19 protein-coding genes are annotated in these 22464 nt (G+C 56.0%); 10 read left to right on the top strand and 9 right to left on the bottom strand.

All coding sequences use genetic code 11. The features are described from left to right. Positions 1–42 precede the first annotated feature (42 nt). Complete coding sequence (locus PHD44_RS08220; RefSeq protein ID WP_300190238.1) at positions 43–1440, top strand: hypothetical protein; 1398 nt, start codon at positions 43–45, stop codon at positions 1438–1440. 37 nt (positions 1441–1477) lie between these two features. On the opposite strand, the gene PHD44_RS08215 is transcribed toward PHD44_RS08220, so the two are convergent. The 3 genes from PHD44_RS08215 to purL are packed head-to-tail and all read right to left on the bottom strand — an operon-like array spanning position 1478 to position 8433. Next, positions 1478–3511 carry a UvrD-helicase domain-containing protein gene (locus PHD44_RS08215; protein ID WP_300190235.1) on the bottom strand — a complete coding sequence of 678 codons (2034 nt, stop codon included), beginning with the start codon at positions 3509–3511 and terminating at the stop codon, positions 1478–1480. Further along, the gene (locus PHD44_RS08210) at positions 3508–4434 is read right to left on the bottom strand and encodes a DMT family transporter (RefSeq protein ID WP_300190233.1); all 927 of its coding nucleotides are present in this window, start codon (positions 4432–4434) and stop codon (positions 3508–3510) included. The genes PHD44_RS08215 and PHD44_RS08210 overlap by 4 nt, the downstream gene beginning before the upstream one ends. Before the next feature lie 30 nt (positions 4435–4464). Next, positions 4465–8433 (bottom strand): phosphoribosylformylglycinamidine synthase, encoded by a 3969-nt coding sequence (gene purL, locus PHD44_RS08205; protein WP_300190230.1) that lies wholly within the window; start codon positions 8431–8433, stop codon positions 4465–4467. A gap of 242 nt (positions 8434–8675) precedes the next feature. Here purL and flgA point away from each other — a divergent pair, with 242 nt between their 5' ends. From flgA to PHD44_RS08190, 3 genes are all read left to right on the top strand, one after another. Further along, entirely contained in the window at positions 8676–9443 is a 768-nt protein-coding gene (gene flgA / locus PHD44_RS08200) for a flagellar basal body P-ring formation chaperone FlgA (RefSeq protein ID WP_300190228.1), read from the top strand. A gap of 180 nt (positions 9444–9623) precedes the next feature. Beyond that, the gene (gene flgM, locus PHD44_RS08195) at positions 9624–9935 is read left to right on the top strand and encodes a flagellar biosynthesis anti-sigma factor FlgM (protein ID WP_300190226.1); all 312 of its coding nucleotides are present in this window, start codon (positions 9624–9626) and stop codon (positions 9933–9935) included. Further along, positions 9932–10477: a hypothetical protein gene (locus PHD44_RS08190; protein ID WP_300190225.1), complete on the top strand. Its 546-nt coding sequence runs from the start codon at positions 9932–9934 to the stop codon at positions 10475–10477. Before flgM ends, PHD44_RS08190 begins: the two co-directional genes overlap by 4 nt. A gap of 26 nt (positions 10478–10503) precedes the next feature. Here the strand turns inward: PHD44_RS08190 and rsmD are convergent, their stop codons facing one another. After that, positions 10504–11142, bottom strand: a complete 639-nt coding sequence (rsmD, locus tag PHD44_RS08185; RefSeq protein WP_300190222.1) for a 16S rRNA (guanine(966)-N(2))-methyltransferase RsmD — start codon at positions 11140–11142, stop codon at positions 10504–10506. A 415-nt stretch (positions 11143–11557) separates the two neighbouring features. Between rsmD and ftsY the strand changes: the two genes are divergently transcribed. The 4 genes from ftsY (at position 11558) to PHD44_RS08165 (ending at position 14952) form a co-directional block, all read left to right on the top strand. Next, positions 11558–12727, top strand: a complete 1170-nt coding sequence (ftsY, locus tag PHD44_RS08180; protein ID WP_300190219.1) for a signal recognition particle-docking protein FtsY — start codon at positions 11558–11560, stop codon at positions 12725–12727. Then, on the top strand, positions 12724–13392 hold the full coding sequence (ftsE, locus tag PHD44_RS08175; RefSeq protein ID WP_300190216.1) for a cell division ATP-binding protein FtsE: 669 nt from the start codon (positions 12724–12726) through the stop codon (positions 13390–13392). The genes ftsY and ftsE overlap by 4 nt, the downstream gene beginning before the upstream one ends. Positions 13393–13394: 2 nt before the next feature. After that, positions 13395–14378, top strand: coding sequence for an ABC transporter permease (locus tag PHD44_RS08170; protein WP_300190213.1), 984 nt, complete (start codon positions 13395–13397; stop codon positions 14376–14378). Between the two features lie 451 nt (positions 14379–14829). Then, positions 14830–14952, top strand: a complete 123-nt coding sequence (locus tag PHD44_RS08165) for a hypothetical protein (RefSeq protein ID WP_300190211.1) — start codon at positions 14830–14832, stop codon at positions 14950–14952. Between the two features lie 425 nt (positions 14953–15377). Here PHD44_RS08165 and soxX read toward each other — a convergent pair whose 3' ends face one another. Both soxX and soxA read right to left on the bottom strand, forming a co-directional pair. Further along, positions 15378–16070, bottom strand: a complete 693-nt coding sequence (gene soxX / locus PHD44_RS08160) for a sulfur oxidation c-type cytochrome SoxX (protein ID WP_300190208.1) — start codon at positions 16068–16070, stop codon at positions 15378–15380. Between the two features lie 9 nt (positions 16071–16079). Continuing rightward, positions 16080–16946: a sulfur oxidation c-type cytochrome SoxA gene (gene soxA / locus PHD44_RS08155; protein ID WP_300190206.1), complete on the bottom strand. Its 867-nt coding sequence runs from the start codon at positions 16944–16946 to the stop codon at positions 16080–16082. Between the two features lie 620 nt (positions 16947–17566). Here soxA and PHD44_RS08150 point away from each other — a divergent pair. Next, the gene (locus PHD44_RS08150; RefSeq protein ID WP_300190203.1) at positions 17567–18991 is read left to right on the top strand and encodes a sigma-54-dependent Fis family transcriptional regulator; all 1425 of its coding nucleotides are present in this window, start codon (positions 17567–17569) and stop codon (positions 18989–18991) included. 176 nt (positions 18992–19167) lie between these two features. After that, complete coding sequence (locus PHD44_RS08145) at positions 19168–20238, top strand: MBL fold metallo-hydrolase (protein ID WP_300190168.1); 1071 nt, start codon at positions 19168–19170, stop codon at positions 20236–20238. Between the two features lie 149 nt (positions 20239–20387). Here PHD44_RS08145 and modD read toward each other — a convergent pair whose 3' ends face one another. The 3 genes from modD to PHD44_RS08130 all read right to left on the bottom strand — a co-directional run. Beyond that, positions 20388–21236, bottom strand: coding sequence for a ModD protein (gene modD, locus PHD44_RS08140; protein WP_300190165.1), 849 nt, complete (start codon positions 21234–21236; stop codon positions 20388–20390). 1 nt (position 21237) lies between these two features. Continuing rightward, complete coding sequence (locus tag PHD44_RS08135; RefSeq protein WP_300190162.1) at positions 21238–21948, bottom strand: ABC transporter ATP-binding protein; 711 nt, start codon at positions 21946–21948, stop codon at positions 21238–21240. Position 21949: 1 nt separating this feature from the next. Next, positions 21950–22464 (bottom strand): iron ABC transporter permease (locus PHD44_RS08130; protein WP_300190159.1); only part of this gene is annotated, 515 nt, incomplete at its 5' end.

Genomic DNA, 22464 nt, shown 5'->3' with positions numbered 1-22464 from the left:
CAAATCTTTTATGGCAGAAGAGGTACTGGGAAGACTCATGTCATGAAGGTGCTCGAAACAGCATTCCTCGAAGACAGCAATCTCACAGTTGTCTACATTGATTGCCGCACCCTCGGGAGCACCAGTCAGTTCTCAGATCAGACGCTACCAATTGGGCGCCGCTGCCTCGCTCTATTCAGGGATTTTTTGTTAGCAATACACCATGCATTGCTTGAGCACATTGTTGAATACCCAAGTGCACAGGCGAATGATGCTTGGGAGGCGGCGGTCCGACTGGAGTCAATTGTCACTGAGCCACTGACAAAACTCCGCGCCAACCGTGTCGAAACTGAAGCGATAGATGAGAGATCAACTCAAGCTGGTGTAAATGGGACAATAGCACTCAGTCCAAAAGGGATGGCGGAAGTCAAACTTGGCACCAATGTATGTAGTACACACGCTCGGAATGACCGACAAAATACCGAATACACCGTCGAGACGGAAGACAAAATTATTTTTCCAGAGCTCTATCGCCATCTACGTGATGTATTGAAATTTGCCGAGACAAATATCGTCATTTTGGTTGACGAGTGGTCGTCCCTTCCGGCTGATGTTCAGCCCTATCTTGCCGAATTTTTAAAGAGAGGTGTGCTCCCTCTCAAAGAAGCGACAATGAAAATTTCTGCACTTGAGTACAGGTGCAAATTCTCCAACCACACTCCAAACGGACTCATTGGATTTGAACTTGGAGCCGATATAGCCACTGCGCCTGATTTGGATGACTACTATGTTTTTGATAGAAACCCCAACCAGATAACGGACGTCTATGCGGACATGCTATTTAGGCATCTAACTAGCGAACTCGAAGAAGACTACCTGCAAAAAACTTTTAACGTCAGTTCAGGGCGCCAACTTGCCTCGCGTCTCTTCACGGAGCGAGCCACTTGTGCTGAGCTTTCCCGAGCCTGCGAAGGTGTTGTGCGCGACCTCATCAATATATTTACTAAAGCCTTTTTTGACTCACAACGCCGAGGCCGAGATTCGATTGATAAATTGTCGATAGTAGATAGTGCCCGTCAATGGTTTGAACAAGATAAAGCTCAATACTTGGACGATGAACTTCAGGGAGTCCTAAGGAAGATTGTCGACGATGTAATCGGGAAAAGACGAGCAAGATCGTTTCTTTTACCACGTGAGTTGGAGCGTCACCCAATAGTCCAACGCCTTTTTGATGCGCGTGTAATCCATCCTATGCAGCGTGGATATGCTGACAAAGACAATCCTGGTGTTCGGTACAACATCTATTCAATTGACTACGGTACATATGTCGACTTACTCGGGACATCAAAGGAGCCCGAGCTAGACTTAATTGAGCGTGATGAGCCAGATATTGTCGTGCCTTTCGACGACAAACGGAGCATTCGCCGAATTGTTCTGCACCGCGAAGTATTGGGAGATTAAGCAGTTAGGCCGTGACCAGCACGCAGAAACGTCCCACTCACTTCCCCAACATCGCCCGAATACTGGCCAGATGTTCTCGGCCCTGGGCTTGGCTGACTTCCTTGGGTTGTTCGATGCCTTCGCCCTGCCATTGCAGCAGGTCGGCGGGAATGTCATCTAAAAAGCGGCTGGGTTCGGTGTCTTTCCATTCACCATAGCGGCGGCGGCGTTTGGTCAGGGTGAAGGTGAGTGAGAGCCGAGCGCGGGTGATGCCGACAAAGCACAGGCGGCGCTCTTCGGCGAGGCGTTCCTCATCTTCGATGCAGTCGCGGTGCGGCAGGATGTCTTCTTCCATCCCCGCCATGAACACGTGGCCGAATTCCAGCCCTTTGGCGGCGTGTAGCGTGAGCAGGGCGACGGCATTGCTGTCCTTTTCGCGGGTTTGCTGATCGAGGATGCCGAGCAGGGTCATGCGCTGGGCGAGCGCGGGTAAATCCATGATTTCGTTATTGTCAGCGCTATCGGTACTGATTTTGGCGAGCCAATCGAGCCATTCTTCTACATTTTGCCAGCGGCGGTCGGCGGCCTTGGGGGTGCTTTCCTGCTCACGCAGGTAGGCAGGGTAATCGATGGCGTCGAACACCTGCCGGATTACGTCGATGGCATCACGATCCCTTTGAGCGCGTATTCCTTCGAGCCAGTCGCAGAAGCGGTTCAGCCGATCCGCCGCGCGGGTATCGAGCACGCTTTGAATTCCGATTGAACGCGCAGCGGCAAACAGTGAGCTGCGTCGCTCGCGGGCGTAACCGCCCAGCTTTTCGATGGTGGTCGGGCCGATTTCGCGCCGGGGCGTGTTGACCACGCGCAGGAAGGCCGCGTCATCGTCCGGGTTGACGAGCAATTTCAGGTAACTCATCGCGTCCTTGATTTCCGCCCGCTCGAAAAACGATTGCCCGCCGGTAAGGCTGTAGGGGATATTGAGTTTACGCAGCGCCTGCTCGATCAACCGGGCCTGATGATTGCCGCGAAACAGGACGGCAAAGTCGCGGTATTCGGTTTGCGCGCGAAAATGCCGATGCAGGATTTCGGTGGCGATACGCTCAGCTTCATCTTCTGCGGTGGCTGCAACGATGACGCGGTGCGGTTCGCCGGGGCCGATGTCGCTCCAGAGCTGCTTGGATGCGGTTGTGGTATCCAGCGCGATCAGGTGGTTGGCGGCCTTGAGCACGCTGTTGACCGAGCGGTAATTCTGTTCGAGCTTGATGCGGTGCAAATTCGGGAAATCGTCCGCCAGCCGGTTGAGGTTTTCCGGCTTGGCGCCGCGCCAGGCGTAGATGGACTGGTGATCATCGCCCACCGCCGTGAGCGCGCCGATCTTGCCGACCAACAGCCGCACGAGCTCGTATTGCGTGGTGTTGGTGTCCTGATATTCATCCACCAGCAGGTAGCGCACCCTCGCCTGCCAGCGCTCGCGCACGGTGGCATCGTTTTGCAGCAGCGCGACCGGGCGACCGATCAGGTCATCGAAATCCAGCGCATTGCAGGCAGTGAGTTGGCGCTGATATTGATCGAATAGCCCGGCCAGTGCGCGGGTTTCTTCATCCATGGCTTGTTCAATGCAGGTTTGTGGACTGCGCAGATCGTTTTTCCATTGCGAAATTTGCCACTGGGCGGCTTTCGGGTCGATCACGTCCTTGTATTCGCTGTGCCCGATCAAGGATTTGAACAGGGCGAGGCTATCGTCCGAATCGAACACGGTGAACCCCGCGCGCAAACCGAGCGCCGCGTATTCCCGGCGGATGAAGTTCAGCCCCAATGTATGAAAGGTCGAGATGTTGAGCCCGCGACGCCGCTCGGGCGGTAATCGCTCCGCCGTTCGCGCCACCATTTCCTTGGCCGCCTTGTTGGTGAACGTGACCGCGTACACATGGCGCGCGGGAATGCCCTGTTTTTCGATCAGATACACGATTTTTTCGGTAATCACCCGTGTTTTGCCCGAACCGGCGCCGGCCAGCACCAGCAGCGGGCTGCCGAGGTGTGTTACTGCCGCGGATTGTTGCGGGTTCAAACCCAGATGCACCGCTTGGTTCACGCGGATTTTTCCTGCTGGCTGGTGGCTTCGAGCAAGGCGGCGGCCAAAATCAGCGCCCCGCCCAGCCAGACCAAGAGCGACGGATGTTCGTGCCCGATCCAGATGGCGGTCAGGCTGCCGACCAGCAATTCGAGCGTCATGAGAATGGATGAGCGCCCTGCCGGTAAACGTTCAACCGCATATTGCGTGCAGAGCATGGCTGCCAGCAGCAAGGTCGAGCCATACAACAGGCTATGGACAACCCCGCCCAGGGTAATGGCCGCGACGGGCTCGGGGAAGAACACCAAGGCGCCCAGGGCGAACAGCACGGCACCGATCTGCATGATCGACAGCTTGACCAGCATCGGCTCACCCTGCATATGGCGAAACAGCACATTTGCGCCGGCGAGAGTCAACCCTGCGATCAGCGCGGCGCAATCGGGCAGTGAAAAACCGAACAAGGTGAAGAACGGCTCCTGTGCGGGCGGTGCACTGGTTTGGATATCCGGCCCCAGAATCGCCACCGCGCCACCGAGTGCCAGTATGACAGCAACGATGCGCGTGGGCGTGAGCGGTTCGTGCAGGAAGATCCGCCCCATGATCACACCCCAGGCGGGAATGAGGAAGAATAGCAACATGGCGCGCACCACATCACCGAAGATCATGGCAATGGTGAAGCCGGTTCCGGAAATACCGCTGAGTAGCGCCAACGCGAACAAACCATACCAGGCCATGGGCGCTTCACCCGACCCCCAGCGCTTGCGCACATGCGGCAACACCCAGGGCAAGAGCAGCAGAAACTGAATCCCATAGGCCAGCGCAGCCAGCAGAAGCGGGCCGATACCCATCCCGTCGATCGCCTTGAGCCAGATCCAGGTCGTGCCCCATAGGGTCGACCCCGTCATCAGCACCAATACGGGTGGCGGATTAAATTTCAAGGACATGACGGTTACACCCCGCCTGATCGCACGGAATCAACCCACCCAGCGACGGGCATTACGGAACAGACGCAACCATGGCCCTTCCTCGGCACGGTGATCGTCGAATGCGCCCTGCGACCAGGAGTTCGGCGCCCAGGAGAACTGACTGCGACGCCAGACGCGCTCGGGGTGCGGCATCAGGATATTGAAGCGACCATCTTCCGTGCAAAAGCCGGTTTGCCCCCACAATGATCCGTTGGGGTTGGCGGGATAGGTTTCCGTCGCGATGCCATTGCCATCGACATACCGCAGGGTGTTGTAGGCTTCTTCGGCATCGAGCGGATTGCGGTAGCGCACCTGACCTTCACCATGCGCCACCGTGATCGGCAGCAGGGAGCCTTCCATGCCGTCGAACAAAATCGAAGGTGATGGCAGGATTTCGACCAGAGCCAGTCGGGCCTCGAACTGCTCGGACACATTGCGCTCGAAGCGCGGCCAACTCTCGGCACCGGGGATGATGTCGTGCAGTTGCGAGAGCATCTGGCAACCGTTGCACACGCCCAGCGCGAAGGTATCTTCCCGATTGAAGAAGGCGCTGAAGGCATCAAACGCACGCGCGTTGTAACGAATGGCGTGGGCCCAGCCGGAACCGGCACCGAGCACGTCGCCATACGAGAAGCCGCCGCAAGCAGCCAAGCCATGCATATCGGCCAGAGAAACCCGACCCGCCAGCAAATCGCTCATGTGAACATCGACGGCGGTAAACCCGGCCCGATCGAACGCGGCGGCCATCTCGACTTCGCCATTGACGCCCTGCTCGCGCAGGATCGCCACTTTAGGGCGCTTGCCGCTGGCGATCATCGGCGCGGCCACGTTCTCGCGCACATCGAATGTGGTTTTGGCCGCGCCAAGGCCCGCATCGGATTCTTCCAGCAAACGGTCGTACTCGCTTTGCGCGCATTCCGGATTGTCGCGCAGGCTGGCCATGAGGTAGCTGGTTTTCGACCAGGTGCGATGCAGATCTCGGCGTTTGGCCGAAAAGACTAACTTGCCGCGCCAGCGGATATGCACGTCGTCGCCCTGCCCGGTCTTATCTTGCCCCGTTTTATCGTGGACGGGCTTACCCAGATCGTGCAGCACATCGGCAAGGCCAGCTTCGGCAAATTGATCACGAACGAAATCCAGATCAATAGAGCGAACCTGAATCACCGCACCGACTTCTTCATTGAACAAGGCGGCCAACGGATCGCCACCCAATGAGCCGCAATCGATGTCCAGGCCGCAATGACCGGCAAATGCCATTTCCAGCAGCGTGGTGAGCAAACCGCCATCGCTGCGGTCGTGATAGGCGGCCAACAAACCGAGCCCGTTGAGGGACTGGATGGTATCGAACAGTGCCTTGAGCGGCTTGGCGGCGATATCCGGCGGGATTTGCCCCGTTTGGCCGTACACCTGCGCCAGTGCGGAACCGCCCAGCCGATTCTTGCCAAAACCCAGATCAATCAGCAACAGATGAGTGTCGTCGATCGGCTGAATCTGCGGCGTCAAAACCGCGTGAATATCGCTAACCGGCGCAAAGCCGGTCACGACCAAGGACACGGGCGATACGACCTCTTTGGCTTCGCCATTTTCCGCCCAGCGAGTCTTCATCGACAGCGAATCCTTGCCGACCGGAATGGCGATATCCAGTGCCGGGCAGAATTCCATGCCCACGGTACGCACGGTGGCATACAGGGCGGCATCTTCACCCGGATGGCCGCAGGCCGCCATCCAGTTGGCGGACAACTTGATGTCGGCTGTGGATTTGATCGGTGCGGCGGCGATATTGGTCAGCACTTCGGCAATCGCCATCCGTGCCGAGGCCGGGGCATCGAGCACGGCTATCGGAGCGCGCTCGCCCATCGCCATCGCTTCACCGGTTTCGTGGTAGAAATCGGTCGCCGTGACGGCGCAGTCGGCAACGGGCACCTGCCACGGTCCGACCATCTGATCGCGCACCACCAGACCACCCACGCTGCGGTCACCGATAGTGATCAAAAAGCGCTTGTCGGCCACGGTCGGCAAGCTCAACACACGATTGATCGCCTCATCGAGACGAATGTCGTCGGTCTTGATCTCGGCGAAATGCGGATGCAGCGACAGGGCCGTACGGTGCATTTTCGGTGGATGACCGAACAGGGTATGCATCGGCAGGTCGATGGGCGCGTTGTCGAAATGCGCATCGCGCACGGTGAGGTGTTGTTCGCGGGTGGCCGTACCGATCACGGCAAAGGGCGCGCGTTCGCGTTCGCACAGTTCGGTGAATAGCGGCAGGCTCGCGGGGCGGATCGCCAATACGTAGCGTTCCTGGGATTCGTTACACCAGATGGCGAGCGGCGACATGCCCGGCTCGTCGTTCGGAATGGCACGCAGATTGAATTCCCCGCCTAAACCCGCATCGTGGACCAGTTCCGGGAAGGCATTGGACAATCCACCCGCACCGACATCGTGAATCGATACCAACGGATTGCGGTCGCCCAGGGCAATGCAACGGTCGATCACTTCCTGCGCCCGACGCTGCATTTCCGGATTGGCGCGCTGCACCGAGGCGAAATCCAGTTCCGCCGAACCACTGCCGCTGGTTTGCGATGAAGCCGCGCCGCCGCCCAAGCCGATCTGCATCGCCGGGCCACCCAGCACGATCAACAAATCACCATCGGCAATGGGTTGCTTTTCCACGAGGCCGGGACGAATCGCACCGAGGCCACCGGCAATCATGATCGGCTTGTGATAGCCACGAACGACTGAATGCGAGCCGTCGCTCATGGTGGGTTGCAATTCGAAGCTACGGAAATACCCCGCCAGCGCCGGACGGCCGAATTCATTGTTGAACGCCGCCGCCCCGATGGGGCCTTCGAGCATGATGTCGAGCGCAGTCACAATGCGATCGGGTTTGCCCGCAGGCGTCATGGCCTCCCACGGCTGCTCGAAACCCGGAATCCGCAGATTGGAGACGGAGAACCCGCTCAAACCCGCCTTGGGCTTACCGCCCCGCCCGGTCGCGCCTTCATCACGGATTTCCCCGCCCGAACCGGTGGCGGCACCGGGATCGGGGGAAATGGCGGTCGGGTGGTTATGGGTTTCCACCTTGGCCAGAAAGTGGATCGGCTCGTCGGTCTGGCCGTATTCGCCGCTGTCGACATCCACGGCAAAGCGCGTTCCCGGCCAACCGGCAATCACCGCCGCGTTGTCTTTATAAGCACTCAAGGTGCCGTTCGGGTTGTGCCGATGCGTATTGCGAATCATGGCGAACAGCGACAGATCGTGTTCCTCGCCATCGATCGTCCAGTCGGCATTGAAAATCTTGTGGCGGCAATGCTCGGAGTTCGCCTGCGCGAACATCATCAGCTCGATATCGGTCGGGTTGCGGCCCAGTTCCCGGTAGGCGCCGACGAGATAGGTGATTTCTTCGGCGGAGAGCGCCAGACCAAGGGTTTGATTTGCTTCATGCAAGGCCGATTCGCCATGCTGCAACAAGGCAATTTCCGTCAACGGCGCGGGTAGCTGATGGGCGAACAGCACTTCTGCATCGCCCCAATGGTCAAACACCGTTTCCGTCATCCGGTCGTGCAGCAACGCACTTGCGGCTTCCCGACTGGCACGATCGAGCGCATCGAGGCCGACCAGTGCGTATTCAATGCCCCGCTCGACCCGTGATACGGCATCGATACCGCAAATCTGCAGAATCTCGGTCGCCTTGCTCGACCAGGGCGAGCGCGTGCCCGCTCTCGGCGCGACCGTCACGCTGACAACGTCGTCCGGCCAACTTTCCAGCGCGGTACCGTAATTGAACAGATCATGCAGCACATGCGTTTGCGCATCCGATAATTTCACGCCCGGTTTTACTTCCGCGAAATGAACGAATCGCGCAATAATCCGGGTAACTGAAGGCGCAACAGCTTGAATCGAAGCCAGTTTTTTTGCCAGACGAAAATCACAAACGGCTGCGTTGCCAAAGAAAATCTGCATAGTGGATCTGCTCATGGTGCATGGAATCAGGGGACAAAATCGACGACGAAACACAGCGTCACGCCAACTAAAGTGCGGCGATTGTACCACCGGGAGACGATGATTCTCCATGAAATGGCCTATGAAAGCGCATCACGGCAAAAGCCAGAAAATCGACCAGCAACACCCTGACATGGCTTGTATTTTGCTTTAGGTAAACATAGATAGCTTCTTACCTGAATATTTTTCAGTTCACTCTTTTGGGGATAATCAGCACAGTGCCCATCCGACCATCACATCACTCGGCTCGCCTTTCCATCTGGCAGGGTCAAAAACCAAATGCATTCATCGCCTGCTTTCTCAGTGCGGTGTGGGTTTGCGCCCAATCGGCATGGGCTGCGGGGCCTGAGGGAACGGCATTTCAAAGCCGTGCGTCCATAGAGTCAGCGGCGCAGGACTTTCTGGAAACACACTATCAAACCGATACGAATACCCATTTTTACATCAACCCGATCGACCCGCGACTGCAACTGAAACAATGCGATCAGCCCTTACAAGTACGCAGCAATAACCTCACCGTGCCACGCGGCGGGCGCATCACGCTGAAAGTTTCCTGCGAAGGGTCAAATCCTTGGCGGATTTATGTTCCCGCTCGAATTCAAACCATGGTCAACGCCATCAGTCTCGCGCGGCCGTTGGCGCCGGGCGCCACGATCAGCGCAGAAGATTTGACCACCACACCCGTGAACGCCAACCAGCAGGTCAATGCTTATTTGACCAGCCCCGATGAAGCCATCGGACAGATTGTCACAAGGCCCATGCAGGCAGGCCAGATACTATCCCAGCAGGATTTGGGTATCGCCAAAGTGATTCATCGGGGCGATCATGTCACTGTCATTGCAGGTACTGGCAACGTGAGCGTGTCTACTGAAGGCGTTGCACAGGCTGATGCAGGGGTCGGCCAACGAATCATGGTGAAGAACAGTCGTTCAGGTCAGTTGGTTGAAGGTTTTGTACGCGACGCCAATACGGTAGTCATAAAATGAACCGGCGCGGTGTCTTGGCGATTAGGTATAGCAATCAGATTGCCGTAATTTTTCAGCTATGCGTTAAAGTTTGCACTTAGTTGGCCGACATAGTGTGCATACGTGGAATCGGGATAGGCGTGAATCTGAAGTGAAGATCGGCATCCATCCTGACCAAGGCATACTTAAAGAGGGATAGAGATGAGCATAATCAATGGGTTTGGCGGTAAGAACGGCTATGGCAGCCCCGCTGTGGATAATAAAAACACAGGTAAGCCCACCGCTGCAAGTGGGGAAGGTGCCGCGCCCGAATCGACTTCAGAAGACACAGGTGTCAACCTGTCATCCGGTGCAACTGCCATGAAGCAACTCACGCAGACGCTTGCCAGCAGCCCGAGCTTCGATCAGAGCAAGGTCGACCAGATCAAGAGCATGATCGCCAACGGTCAGTACAGCATTGACCCACAAAAAATCGCCCAGAAATTCATGGAAATGGAAAACTCCGGCTCATGAGCCAAGGCCCTGCTTCATCTCCTCGTTCTGTCCAGATGGACACGCAGGTCATGCTGCAAAATCTGGCGGCAGCCGTTACCGGTTTAACGGATGCGCATCAAAAACTGGCCGATATGCTCGCCGCCCCGGATCGTACGGATTCCGGGGCTTCGCTGGATGAAGTGATCATCGCCATCCGAGAGGGTCACGCCCGCCTCGAAGAGGCTGAGCTGCATCGTCAATCATGGCTTGCGGCCCAGCCGATCAACTCATCATCTACGAAATCTAACGCCCGACAGGACATGCATCAAGCCCTCACGGCCATTGACCGGGCAGAATTCACCAACCACCTCGCCTCGTGGCTGGCGCTTCAACCGCTCATCAGCGAACTGGACGAACGCACCCGGGAACACCAGATGGTCATTGCCCGTCTGGGTCTATTTATCCAAGAGCGCGTCAACCTTTTGACGAATGCAGCCGATGGCAGCGACACCGCCGTTTATGCGGCTAGCGGCAAGACCAGTGCGCCGGCTGATCGTCGTCGCTCCCTGGGCGATGCCTGAGCGCGCTCAAAGAAGACTCTTTATCCCTACTCGCTTGGCGGTAACACCGTTTCCCGCCGCCATAGCGCAAACGCACTCTCTCCGGCTCGACCTTCGCGCAATCTGACCCAACCCACGGGTTGAATGCTCGCCTCTTGGGCACTTTGTTCTATATACATGTAGGCGTCATCCGCCATCCAGTCAGCCTGCTGCAAGCGCTCAACCGCTTCAGACAACAAGTCAAGACGAGCAAATGGTGGATCAAGAAACACCAGATCGATCCGCTCCCCCGGCACGAATTGAGTCGGCGCCTGACGCAGCCAACCCAATGCATCCTGCGACCAGACCCGCGCCCGCTCATCCGCCACCGACATTGATTTCAAACTGTGGCGAATCTCGGCGGCAACGCGGGCCGATTGCTCGATCAATCCCACCCACTGTGCACCGCGCGAAATAGATTCGATACCGAGAATGCCGCTACCGGCGAACAAATCCAGCACCCGCCAGCCATCGAGATTCTGCCCAAGCCAGTTGAACAGCGTTTCTCGCACCCGGTCGGGCGTGGGGCGAAGGCCCGGCATGGCAGGAAAATGCAAACGCCGGGAGCGCATTTCCCCGCCCGTCACGCGCACGACCTGTTTGCCACGGACGACCTGGCCGGATAAGGAACGAGGCGAAGATTTCACGAACGTATCGCCGAATCCATCCCCTGATTCTTCACCATGCGAGATTCGCGATTTCCTTGATTTGGCACTCAAAATTCACCCCGGAGATTTGACGACTCAAAGCCGCGCCTGAATTCTTGGGCACCTCGAAAAACCTACTGCGCGACCCGATTGCTGCGTTGGGCGGTGCTCGCTCCCTCACCTATCTATTTGATATGTCTCGGTCGCTGCGCTCCGGCCGCCTTGCACTCGGGCCGCTCGTGACGGTTTTTCGAGGCGCCCTCTTGTCTATAAGCGATTGAAGAACAGCGGAGATGTTAAACCCTGCTCATCATCGGCATCAGCTCATTGATGGCATGACGCCCATGTTAATATGATCCATAGACGGTGTAGTGTGCTGCCCGTATGGATTATCTCATTCACGAAGGCCTTTAAAATGTTTGGATTTCTCCGTCGGAAGAAAAAACAGGTGCCCGGCGATGCTGCGATCGAATCACCGGTTGATTCTTCAGTCGACGCCCCAGTAGTCGAATCAAATGACTCGGCCACTGCAGAAGAACCGGTCGAAGCGCCAAAAGCCGTCGAACCCGAATCTATTGCCGCGGCCATCGCCACAGAACCTGAACCGGCGGAAACGTCAACGCAGATAGCCATCCAACCGGCGCCACAACCCGTTACACAGGAAAAGCCCAAATCCCGATTTTGGCAACAACTGGCAAGGGCAGGCAACAACTTCACCGAAGGCTTGGGCGATCTGTTCCTAGGCAAAAAGGCCATCGATGACGAACTGCTCGAAGAGGTCGAAACCCGATTGATCATGGCCGACGTCGGGCAAGCGACTACGCGCGCGCTGATCGATGCCCTGCATCAGCAGATTTCTCGCAAGCAGATCAACGATGCCGAAGCCTTGTTCGAAACGCTCAGCCAACTGATGGTAGAGCGGCTGGAACGCGTACAAAAACCCCGCCCCGTCCCCACGGAGCAGCCACACATTATCGTTGTCTGCGGCATCAATGGTGCCGGGAAAACCACGACTATCGGCAAACTGGCACACCATTACAAGCAGTCCGGGCACAAGGTGATGCTGGCCGCGGGTGATACCTTCCGCGCCGCCGCCGTCGAGCAACTGATCACCTGGGGTGAGCGCAACCAGATCCCGGTCATCGGCGAACCGGGGCGGCAAGACGCCGCTTCGGTGCTGTTCGATGCCGCCCAATCGGCGCGCGCCCGGAATATGGATGTGCTGATTGCCGACACCGCCGGTCGACTGCATACGCAAGGCGGCCTGATGGAAGAATTGAAGAAACTGGTCCGGGTCGTCAGCAAATCGATTCCCGGCGCGCCACACGAGATTCTGCTCGTGCTCGACGCCAGCATCGGCCAGAACGCGCTCAATCAGGCTCGTCAGTTCCATGAGGCGGTCGGCGTGACCGGATTGATCGTCACCAAGCTCGATGGCACGGCCAAGGGCGGCATTCTGTTCGCCATTAGCGATGAATTGAAGCTGCCGATCGACTTCATCGGCGTAGGGGAACAAATCGGCGATTTGCGACTGTTCGACCCGAAAGGTTATGTCGATGCCCTGCTGGATCGCGAGGACATATGATCGAATTCGATGGCGTCAGCCGCCGCTTCAGTAACGGCCACTTTGGTTTGCAGGACGTGCGTTTTCACATTCCCGAAGGGCGGATGGTGTTCATTACCGGCCATTCCGGTTCGGGAAAATCCACCCTGCTGCGACTGATTCCCGCGCTGGATCATCCCACCAGCGGCACGGTGCGCATCGGCGGGCATGATCTGCAAAAAATGCCCAGGCATCAGTATCCGAAGTTACGTCGTCAAATCGGCGTGGTGTTTCAGGATCATCACCTGCTGCCTGACCGGCGGGTGTTCGATAATGTGGCCCTGCCCATGCAGGTTGCCGGTTTCGAGCCACGAGACATCCGCCGACGCGTCGAAGCGGCGCTCGACAAGGTCGGCCTGCTTGCGCGCCAACGCGCTCGCGTGGATGAACTCTCCGGTGGTGAGCAGCAGCGGGTCAACATAGCCCGCGCGCTGGTCAATCGCCCCAAGATCCTGCTGGCCGATGAGCCCACGGGCAACCTCGACCCCGAACTCTCCCGCGAGATTTTCAACCAGTTCGCCGACTTTCACGCCATCGGCGTGACTGTGTTGATCGCGAGCCACGACCTGCATTTATTAAAGACCTTTGCCGTGCCCCGTATCGTATTGAATCAAGGGCGGATTGCCCAGATAGAGGAAGCTTTCTGAGCATGGACCAGAACCACTCGACCTCGGCCAAAATCCCGAGCGGCACACCGACCCGAACGGCCAGAACGAAGACCAGTGCACTCAACGCCTGGAAACGGCACCATGCACGCTGCCTCAAGGACGGCTTATGGCATCTGGTGCGCCGCCCGCTGAGCGCATGGGCCACTATTTTCGCCATAGCCATCGTGCTGGCGCTGCCGGGATTTTTGATGACGCTGGCCGCCCAGATCAAGCACATCGGGGGTGCCTGGGCTGCCGAACAGGGGCAGGTGAACGTGTATCTCAAAACGGGCACCGATGAAACCCATGTAAAGGACTTCACCCAATGGCTGCAGAGCCAACCCAATGTGCGCAGCACGCACGTCATTCCGCCGGAACAGGGGCTTAAAGATCTCGCCCGTCGCCTGAACATCGATAGTCTGGACAGTGATATTCCCAACCCGCTCCCGACCGTCGTCGTTCTCAAATTAAAGAACCCGACCGACCAGGCCAGCCTCGCGCTGCGGGAAGAGATCCGTAACAACCCCTTGGTCGAGAATCTCTCGGAGAGTGGCGTATGGGTCAAGCGACTGCAAACCATCAGCCAGTTTTTCGACGAGTTGAGCTGGTGGTTGATGTTCCTGTTCGGCTTTACCGTGGTCTCCGTGATCGGCAACACACTGCGGCTCGAATTACAGAAACGTCGTGAAGAGCTGGCGTTGATCGCGCTGATCGGCGGTACACGGCGGTACATGATTCGCCCATTACTTTATGACGGCGCCATCATGGGGCTGCTGGGCGGCCTGGTGGCCAGCGGCTTGATCTACACGCTATTGACGATGCTCACGGCACCCATCAATCAATTCGCGGCGGAATACGGCACTCAGATCACCGTGATCACCCCGATGATGCTGACCGCGCTGCTCGGGTTGATCGGGCTTTCACTGGGCTGGCTCAGCGCCCAACTGATCGGGCGGAATTTTTTGCGCCACGCGGTGCTCGCCTGACTTGGCCCGCGCGGGCTTGAATTCATTCAATACGAGCCTTTCAAATTACAAGACCGTTGCATTTCAAAAGACCAACAACTGTTTTTTATTGCCCCGAAACCTCTGATTAAAACCAGCAATGTCTTGGCTGGGCGCTTCAATAGGTAGACTCCAAAGCACTTATTGCCAAGTAATCCCAAATCAAATCAGAAATTGCGTGCGGCACAGAAACACATCCTGACGAAAAACTATATAGGTTGTTGTTTATAAATAACAATAAAAGCAAAATTTTTGATTTTCGCCCACTGATAATTTCAGGATGGAATGATTCAGATCGTTCCTGAATAAACAGGCAAACACCGGCGCAAAGGGAAATATTTCAGGGAACAGCAGTTTCCGATATGTTTATATAAACATATCTGGCACGGACCGTGCTTCAGGGAACCTCTGATTGAATCCCTCGTGAGCCGAGTTGCTGATCCAAAAGCCGCAAAACGAGGCAGAGGCCGCAGGTCGTAGTTTACGCTACGATGCCAAGGCCGATAACGAAGTGTTGCGGCTTTTGGGCAGCAACCCGCATGGGACGGGCTTTTGAGGGCGATTCGCTTTGTTGCGCCGCTCACGAATGGAATAACCATTCGTTTCGCGCCGCGCCTTGCGACTCATCCCTCAAAAGCCCGTCTCGGCCACGAAGGATTCAATCAGAGGTTCCCTAGCATAGTGGCCCAACCACCAAAGGGACGCCTTAACTCATGAGGGTTTTGGCGTAAAACCCGCAAAAGGAATTGTTCTTCTTAGCCCGCTCGATGTTTTGTTGAGTGCGCACCGCGCCCCCAAGAAGTGAGTGAACGACGCTTCTTGATTTTTGCCAGCCGCAAGGCTGGTTTTTTTTGGGAGGCCTAAAAAAACCGTGACAAGCACGGTTTTCAATAGTTTAGAACCTGTTATCGCACGTTACCGATCTCGGTGCAGTCCAAGATCGGCACATAAACGCGCAAACAGGGCATCGGACAGAATCGCTTACTGTTTTTGTGCCGCTTCTGGTTGATTGACCGGCGATTGCGGATCGGTCAGAAAAGCGACGATATCGGCGACCTGGCTGGCGGTCAGTAGATGTCCCTCACCACCGTAGCGCGGCATGATGGTGCAGGGCACGAGCATTTTGGCATCGTAGACATGCTCATAGGTATATTTGAGAATCGCAGGGCTTTGACCTCGCTTGCCATAACCGACCAGACTCGGCCCCATATTCCCACCGGGCTGGCCGGGAATCATGACATGACAGGCGAAACAGTTGGCCCCGTTGGGGTGATTGGGATTATCGGCATCGGCAAAACCAATGCGATCACCCGTCGTTCCGCGTGCCACAACTTCACCGTTTTTCCAGTCGCCAAGCAACTTGCCATCGGCTGGCATCTTCAAGCGCGCTTTCTCGAATTTGACAATCGCAGCCGATTGTTCTGCATTCGGTTGATCGAGCGTGGCGTTGCAGGTTTTCAGGGTAAAGTCATTTTCTACACGCAGTTTGTATTGTTCAGGCGTCGCATAAGGAAAGCTTTGTCTGGCAGCCTTCATGAATTCATCGTAGGAAATGTGTTTTTGTGATTCCGCCCAACTGGGTGCATCGGGCAGAGCAGAATCGGCAGCCAGCACATTGCCTTGTGCCATGAGAAAAATACTCGCGCCGATAATGGAAGTGATTTGTTTGTTCATGGGGATACCTCAAGCTCTTGGCTTCACGCCGGGGATATTGATTTTGACGTCACTCTTTGTGGCTTGAATCCGCAAAAATAGAGTCAAGGCCGCATCCAGAGGTGAGCCGGTCTCGATCCAAGGTAACCGCATGGCCATCACACAGCGCTCATTTCGCCACCACTGAGTTCGCATGGTGCCGTCTTTGATAACGTAAGCCGGAAAGGCGGCTGCAATTTTGCCGGCAGTGTGCGTATCGAGCAGGTTTGGCAACGGCACACCGCGTACAGTCCGTTCGTTATACGCGTGGCATGTGGCGCAATTGAGATCCATTTCCCCCCAGCGATGAAAGAACATGTATTCACCGAGGTGGTATGACTTTTTCTCTTCCGCGTTATCGAGTTTGATCTTGAACGGCTCGCCATTGGACTGAGCCGCGATATAGGTGGTGAGTCTAACCAGGTCGGAGCCGGTGCCGTCTTCCTCGCCTGAGGTTTTGTACATGGGCATCAGGAATTTCTCCTTGACCTGTTCGGGCGTAAAACCCTGGATTTTTTCCATACAGGTGAGCAGTCGTCCTTCCAGCGTTTCTACCCGTCCCGTATCCGGAAAGTAACGGGGCAATTGGGCGTAAGCATCTTTAACGACACCCGGACCGAGGCCGAAATCACAGGTGCTTAAATCCTTGTTATTCGGCCCGGCCTTCTTGAAAAAAAGCGCCTTGCCATCATCGATCGTGAACGCGCCGGGATTCGCCTCGGGCGGCATGGCCTGTTCCACGCGTTGCTGCATTTCAACCCAGGCATCGTTGCCTTGATTAACCGGATTGGCGGCAAAAGCGGGCATGGCTGCGCTGATTAGCGTAACTGCCAAGCCGAGCTGTACTTTTTGTCTCATTGAACTGCGTCTCCTACTGTTTTTTCTACCGAATGGGCAATCGCCTCGTGGCTTGACCTATCAAGAAACCTGATTAACCCCTTTGCGCGACGCGAAGCAGGCAAAACCTACCGACCTGCCATACAACTGAACCAATAACCGCCGTACGTAATAACGCAACAGAAGCTTCGGGCAATGAACCGTTAAGAGCGATCTGCTGTTTTGCAGTCACATCTTCGACAGCTCATCTTCGGACACGAAGGGGTTAATCAGAGGTTTCTAATGCAAAGGCAATGCCAGAATCCTGAAACCCTGATCTGGCGCGGATAAAACAGCTTTTTCCATTCTGGATTACCACAGGCCCACTATGCGTTGATCGGGTCAACCCGGCTTGATCTGGCAGGAAACAGAATTCAGCTCATTGCTATTCGTGAAGCGGTTTGAAGAATTAAGGAAGAGAGGATCCCGGTAACAATCGATGTGGTACTAATGAGCAGAGCGAAACTATTGCGAAATGCGATCATCGTTGTGTTTTGCCATACATAGCGAAACACAAGCAAGCCGCCTCTGTGTGGTGTATGTGGTCAGGATGGCGTAATATTCATAAGAATATATCGAATTCTTCTGGTACCTCCTCTTTCATGCCTGATCTTCAATCTGTTTTGCCCGATTCCCCCTTGCACATCCTGATTTATGCCGGCGAAGGCTGCGAGACACGCATTGCAGATATGCTGTCCTTATTGGATGCAGATGATTCGTTTCGCATCCGCTGGGAGCGTGTGGATGACAGGACATCCGCCCAATTTCGCCTGGCCAGCCATCCGCACGATTTATTGCTGGTTTTTGTGGCGAATGAACGAGCGTTCAGAGATGGATTGACGCTGCTGGCCGGTAGTCGTGCGAGCGGAGCCGACTTGATTGCGGCGGCGGTGCTCAACGAACCCGATGCCGTGATGCTGCGTTCGTTGTACCGCGGCGGCTTTGCCGAAGTTTTTTTGCCGCAAGATGGCCGCCCTACCCAACAAGAACAACTCTCGCAACTGCTGCGGTTGGCGCGGCATCATCAGCGATTGGCGCATCGCACCGGATCAGAGGCGCTTTTTTCTGAACAGACCATGCCGCCGATCGCCGAGAGCATGGTCATGCAGCGTGCCCTGCGCCTGGTGCATCAAGTGGCGCCATCGCCGCTCCCCGTGCTGATTGAGGGCGAAACCGGGACGGGCAAATCCATGCTTGCGCGGTATTTGCACGAGCAAAGCACGCGTGCAAACAAGACGTTTCTTGCGGTCAACTGCGGTGCGCTCACGCCAAGCTTGCTGGAAAGCGAATTATTCGGCCACGAAAAGGGCGCTTTCACCGGCGCGGCGGCACGGCGAATCGGGCTTCTGGAAACCGCTGACGGCGGCACTTTATTTTTAGATGAAATCAACAGCGCACCGATGGATTTGCAGGTGCGTTTGCTGCATTTCATTCAGGAAAAGCAATTTATGCGCGTGGGCGGCAACCAGCCGATCGCCGTGGATGTCCGACTGATTTTTGCAACGAACAAGCCACTGATGGCGTTAGTCGAACAGGGAACGTTCCGGGAAGATTTATTCTATCGGATCAACGTGTTCCCGATCGAGGTGCCGCCCTTGCGCAAACGGGTCGAAGACATCCCCCAGATTGCGGCACAGGTGTTATTGCGCGCCTGCACCCAGTTAAATCGCCCGATCAAAGCTTGCGGACCGGGCGTGCTTGAAGCCGTGCGCCGATACCACTGGCCGGGCAATATGCGCGAACTGGATAACGCCATTCAACGGGCGTTGATCGTCGCCAAGGGGGAGCGAGTCGAGTTGGAGGATCTACCCACTGAAGTTGCCTCGGCCTCCCCCGGGCTGCAACAGGTTTTAACGGACCAAGCGGCACCCAAGTCTTTCCCCTGGCCGGATACGGCTCGCCTGGATGAAGTGGAAGCCTTTTGGATCAAGTACGTGCTGTACCAGCACGGTGGCAACCGCACTCATGCAGCAAAAAGCCTGGGCATCGACCCCAGCACGTTATGGCGCAAGTTAAAGAGTGTTTGATCGGATCGATCGATTAAAAACAGACCAAGCGAACAGTTTATAAAAACATATCGTGGCACGTGAATTGCTTAAGAACGTTCGTCTGATACCGCAACCCCGAATTGGCGGGCAATGCTGTATTGATGGCCGCGCCGCACCGAGCGACGCGCAAAATATCGACGAGGAGTTAATTTGCGATGAACAACCAGAATTCGAACCATGCTGATGTACCCACTGCCCAAAACTTACAAGACGAAGTACGTCGAGATTTGCTCAAACGGCTGTTGGGTATTTCCGCGCTTTCATTGATGACACCCGAGCTACTGCAGCAGGCCGCCATGGCCGATACCGCAGGCAAAGCCGTCATGGGCCCGGTTGTGCCCGATGTCAAACCCACCAAACTGGCTGAAAACGTGTACCTGATTCACGCGAAGGATAAGTTTCCAACGCCGCAGAACAAGGGGTTTTTCACCAGCATCATGTTCATCGTGACAGAAAAAGGCGTGGTGGCGATCGATCCGAGTGCGTCCGTCCGTATCGGTGAAATGGCCATCCGCATGATCAAGTCGGTAACCGACAAACCGGTGATTGCCGTGATCAACACGCATTATCACGGTGATCACTGGATGGGCAACCAGGCCTTCGCCGAAGCGTATCCGGGGATTCCCCTGTACTCGATGAAAGAATCCGCCGAAGCCATCAAGAATGTGCTCGGTGAACAGTGGATCAAAATGCTGCTCAGAACCACCGATAACGAAACCGTTGGCACGCGCATCGTACCGCCAACGCATTATGTAAAAGATGGCGATGTGCTGGATTTTGGCGACAGGCAACTCACAATCCACCATTTGGGCAAGTGCCACACGCCGTATGACTTGATTATCGAAATCAGCGGCACACCCATCGTGCACATGGGCGATGTGATCATGGATCACCGTATGGCCGGCATGGGGGATGACGAAGGCAGTTTCATCGAAGGCATCAAGGTGTTGCATAAAATCAAGGAGCGTATGCCTGATCGACTGTATGTTCCGGCGCATGGCAACCCCGGAAAGGGCATTCTGGATGACGAGATCAACCTGTTTGAAACCATCTACAACACGGCAAATAAAGCGCAGGCTGAAAACAAGAGCATCAAGGAAGCTACCTTGATGGTCAAAGCCACGCCGTTTATGCAGGAATACAGTAAAACCACGCCCGATTACGAAGACAGCGTGGCCAAATGGACCAGCATCGCGTATCTCGAAGCGCAGCAAGCCAACTTTTAAGTAAGGTCTGACTCCCCCTTTGAAAAAAAGGGGGATTTGCCGAACCTCATCCCTGTGCTCGAAAAAAACGGCATTTGTGCCGCGTTTTCTCAAGCACTTTTTTTCATTAAAAACCGATCGAATCAACCGGCAGCGGCTTTCTTGATTGTTCAATCCTGCGTCATGATCACGCCAAGATCGGCTGGCGGCGCGTGGTAGACACTGCTGGTGACCAGTAAATCGACGCCCGTCCGGGCAAAGTTCACGGCATTCTCCGGCGTGATGCCGCCCGCTGCCGATACAACTATTCTGGGATTGATTCTTTTAAGCTGAACCACGAGATCCTTGAGAATATCGGGCGACAATTTATCGCATTGCACCACGTCCGCGCGTGCTTTTGCCGCGTCAATGGCTTCGGCCACCGATTCGGCTTCAAGCAAAATGCGTTTTTCCGGGCTCGCGGCTTTTAATTTTTGCACCAAGTCAAAGAGCGTCACGCTGGGCGGCAGAAACGCGCGATGTTGTGCAAAAACCAGAATGGATTCGGACAACCCCAAACGGTGGATGATCGCACCGCCCGTGAGCACGGCTTTGACCATCATTTTGCGATTCCCCGGCATGATTTTTCGCGTCGTCGCCACATGGAGCGCCGGGTTGACCGATTGCACCGCCTGAACCACACGTCGTGTCTGGCTGGCCACCCCACTGGCGTGCGCCAACAAGACCACCGCCACTTTCCACCATCGGTGCAACATCGCCGCACTACCCGATACGCTAAAAACCCGCTCACCCCGGCTTGGCTGATAGCCCGAAGGCTGACTGAACACTACATGCAGACCCAGCAGGTCGGCCATTTTAATAAGCTCCTCGGTGCCGCAGAGTACCGAGTCGGTTTCCCGCGCCCGGATGTCCAGTACGCCTTGTTTGTGTCCAATGCCAAGCGCGCGGGTCGTTTCATCGTGATAAGGCACGTCTTCTGCGAGCCACTGTTCAATTTCTGCTTGTGTGAAGTAAACCATGCTAAAAATCCAGTTGATAAAGTTCATGCAAACAATGCGGGGTTAAGTGCTGCTGACACAAACCATCGCCAAATAGCTGCCCTTCCTTGAGCAAGATGCAGCGTTGTGCGACCTGCCGCGCGTGATCGGGATGATGCGTGGAGAACACGATGGTGCGCTGATCGTCGGCGAGGCTTGCGATCAATTCAAGCAGGCGCTGTTGATGCCCCCAGTCGAGGTGATTGACCGGTTCATCGAACACCAGTGTCTGGGCTTGCTGTGCCAGCGCGCGGGCAATCAGAATGAGTTGCTGTTGCCCGCCGGATAGCTCGGTAATCCGTTTTTCGGCCAGATGAGTTTGCCGCAACTGTTCCAGCGCATGCCATGCGCGTTCTGTCGCAGTTTTACTACGCGCCCGAATGATGCCCGCCTGCCCGCCCATGGCCACCACATCGAGCACGCGCAAACCAAATCCCACGCGATGATGTTGTGGCACATAGGCAAACAAGCGGGCGCGTTCCGCCAGGGAGATGCGCTCAAGCGGTTGATCATTCCAGAAAACCTCGCCCGATAGCGGTGCACGCAAACCGAGCAGGGTTTTGATCAGGGTTGTCTTGCCCGAACCATTGCCACCCAGCAAGGCCACAATGCCGCCTGTTTGTATTTCAACATCAATCGGGCCGAACGCGGGTTGCTGTCGATAGCCACCACATAACTGACGGAGCCTGATCATCTTATCGCCAGCCACTCGCACCCAGCCGAAGCAATAACCCGGCAAAAATCGGCAAGCCAATCAGCGCGGTGAGAATACCGATCGGGATTTCCACGCTGAACAAGCTCCGCGAAAGCACGTCTACAGTCATCAGGTAAATGGCGCCGATCAACACCGAACCGGGCAACACGAGCCGGTTATCAGCACCCAGAAGCAAGCGGGTCAAATGCGGCACAATCAGTCCCACCCAGGCGATCATGCCCGCCAGCATCACGGTGACCGACGATAGAATGGTGGTGAGAACAATGATACTGATGCGTGTTCGAATCACCGCCACGCCCAGACTTTGCGCTTCTTCATCGCCTTGACTCATGATGTTCAAGCGTTGTGCCTGCAGGATCAACAAAACACTGCCCACCACCACAACAGGCACCGACCAGGCAAGCTGCGACCAGGTTATCTGCCCAAGAGAACCCATCAACCAGTACACAATGGCCGGTAATTTATCGTAGGGATCGGCGGTGTATTTAAGGATTG

This window comes from Halothiobacillus sp. (assembly GCF_028710545.1).
Taxonomy (GTDB): Bacteria; Pseudomonadota; Gammaproteobacteria; order Halothiobacillales; family Halothiobacillaceae; genus Halothiobacillus.
The sequence above is the reverse complement of the archived record's forward strand: the minus strand, read 5'-3'. Positions and strand labels throughout refer to the sequence as shown.

Excerpts from the sequence above, each read along its gene's own strand:
- PHD44_RS08145 (WP_300190168.1), top strand. The coding sequence starts at position 19,168 with ATGAACAACCAGAATTCGAACCATGCTGATGTACCCACTGCCCAAAAC.
- modD (WP_300190165.1), bottom strand. The coding sequence starts at position 21,236 with ATGGTTTACTTCACACAAGCAGAAATTGAACAGTGGCTCGCAGAAGAC.
- flgM (WP_300190226.1), top strand. The coding sequence starts at position 9,624 with ATGAGCATAATCAATGGGTTTGGCGGTAAGAACGGCTATGGCAGCCCC.
- PHD44_RS08135 (WP_300190162.1), bottom strand. The coding sequence starts at position 21,948 with ATGATCAGGCTCCGTCAGTTATGTGGTGGCTATCGACAGCAACCCGCG.
- PHD44_RS08220 (WP_300190238.1), top strand. The coding sequence starts at position 43 with ATGAAGGTGCTCGAAACAGCATTCCTCGAAGACAGCAATCTCACAGTT.
- soxX (WP_300190208.1), bottom strand. The coding sequence starts at position 16,070 with ATGAACAAACAAATCACTTCCATTATCGGCGCGAGTATTTTTCTCATG.
- soxA (WP_300190206.1), bottom strand. The coding sequence starts at position 16,946 with ATGAGACAAAAAGTACAGCTCGGCTTGGCAGTTACGCTAATCAGCGCA.
- PHD44_RS08190 (WP_300190225.1), top strand. The coding sequence starts at position 9,932 with ATGAGCCAAGGCCCTGCTTCATCTCCTCGTTCTGTCCAGATGGACACG.
- PHD44_RS08210 (WP_300190233.1), bottom strand. The coding sequence starts at position 4,434 with ATGTCCTTGAAATTTAATCCGCCACCCGTATTGGTGCTGATGACGGGG.
- ftsY (WP_300190219.1), top strand. The coding sequence starts at position 11,558 with ATGTTTGGATTTCTCCGTCGGAAGAAAAAACAGGTGCCCGGCGATGCT.
- purL (WP_300190230.1), bottom strand. The coding sequence starts at position 8,433 with ATGAGCAGATCCACTATGCAGATTTTCTTTGGCAACGCAGCCGTTTGT.
- PHD44_RS08150 (WP_300190203.1), top strand. The coding sequence starts at position 17,567 with ATGCCTGATCTTCAATCTGTTTTGCCCGATTCCCCCTTGCACATCCTG.
- ftsE (WP_300190216.1), top strand. The coding sequence starts at position 12,724 with ATGATCGAATTCGATGGCGTCAGCCGCCGCTTCAGTAACGGCCACTTT.
- PHD44_RS08170 (WP_300190213.1), top strand. The coding sequence starts at position 13,395 with ATGGACCAGAACCACTCGACCTCGGCCAAAATCCCGAGCGGCACACCG.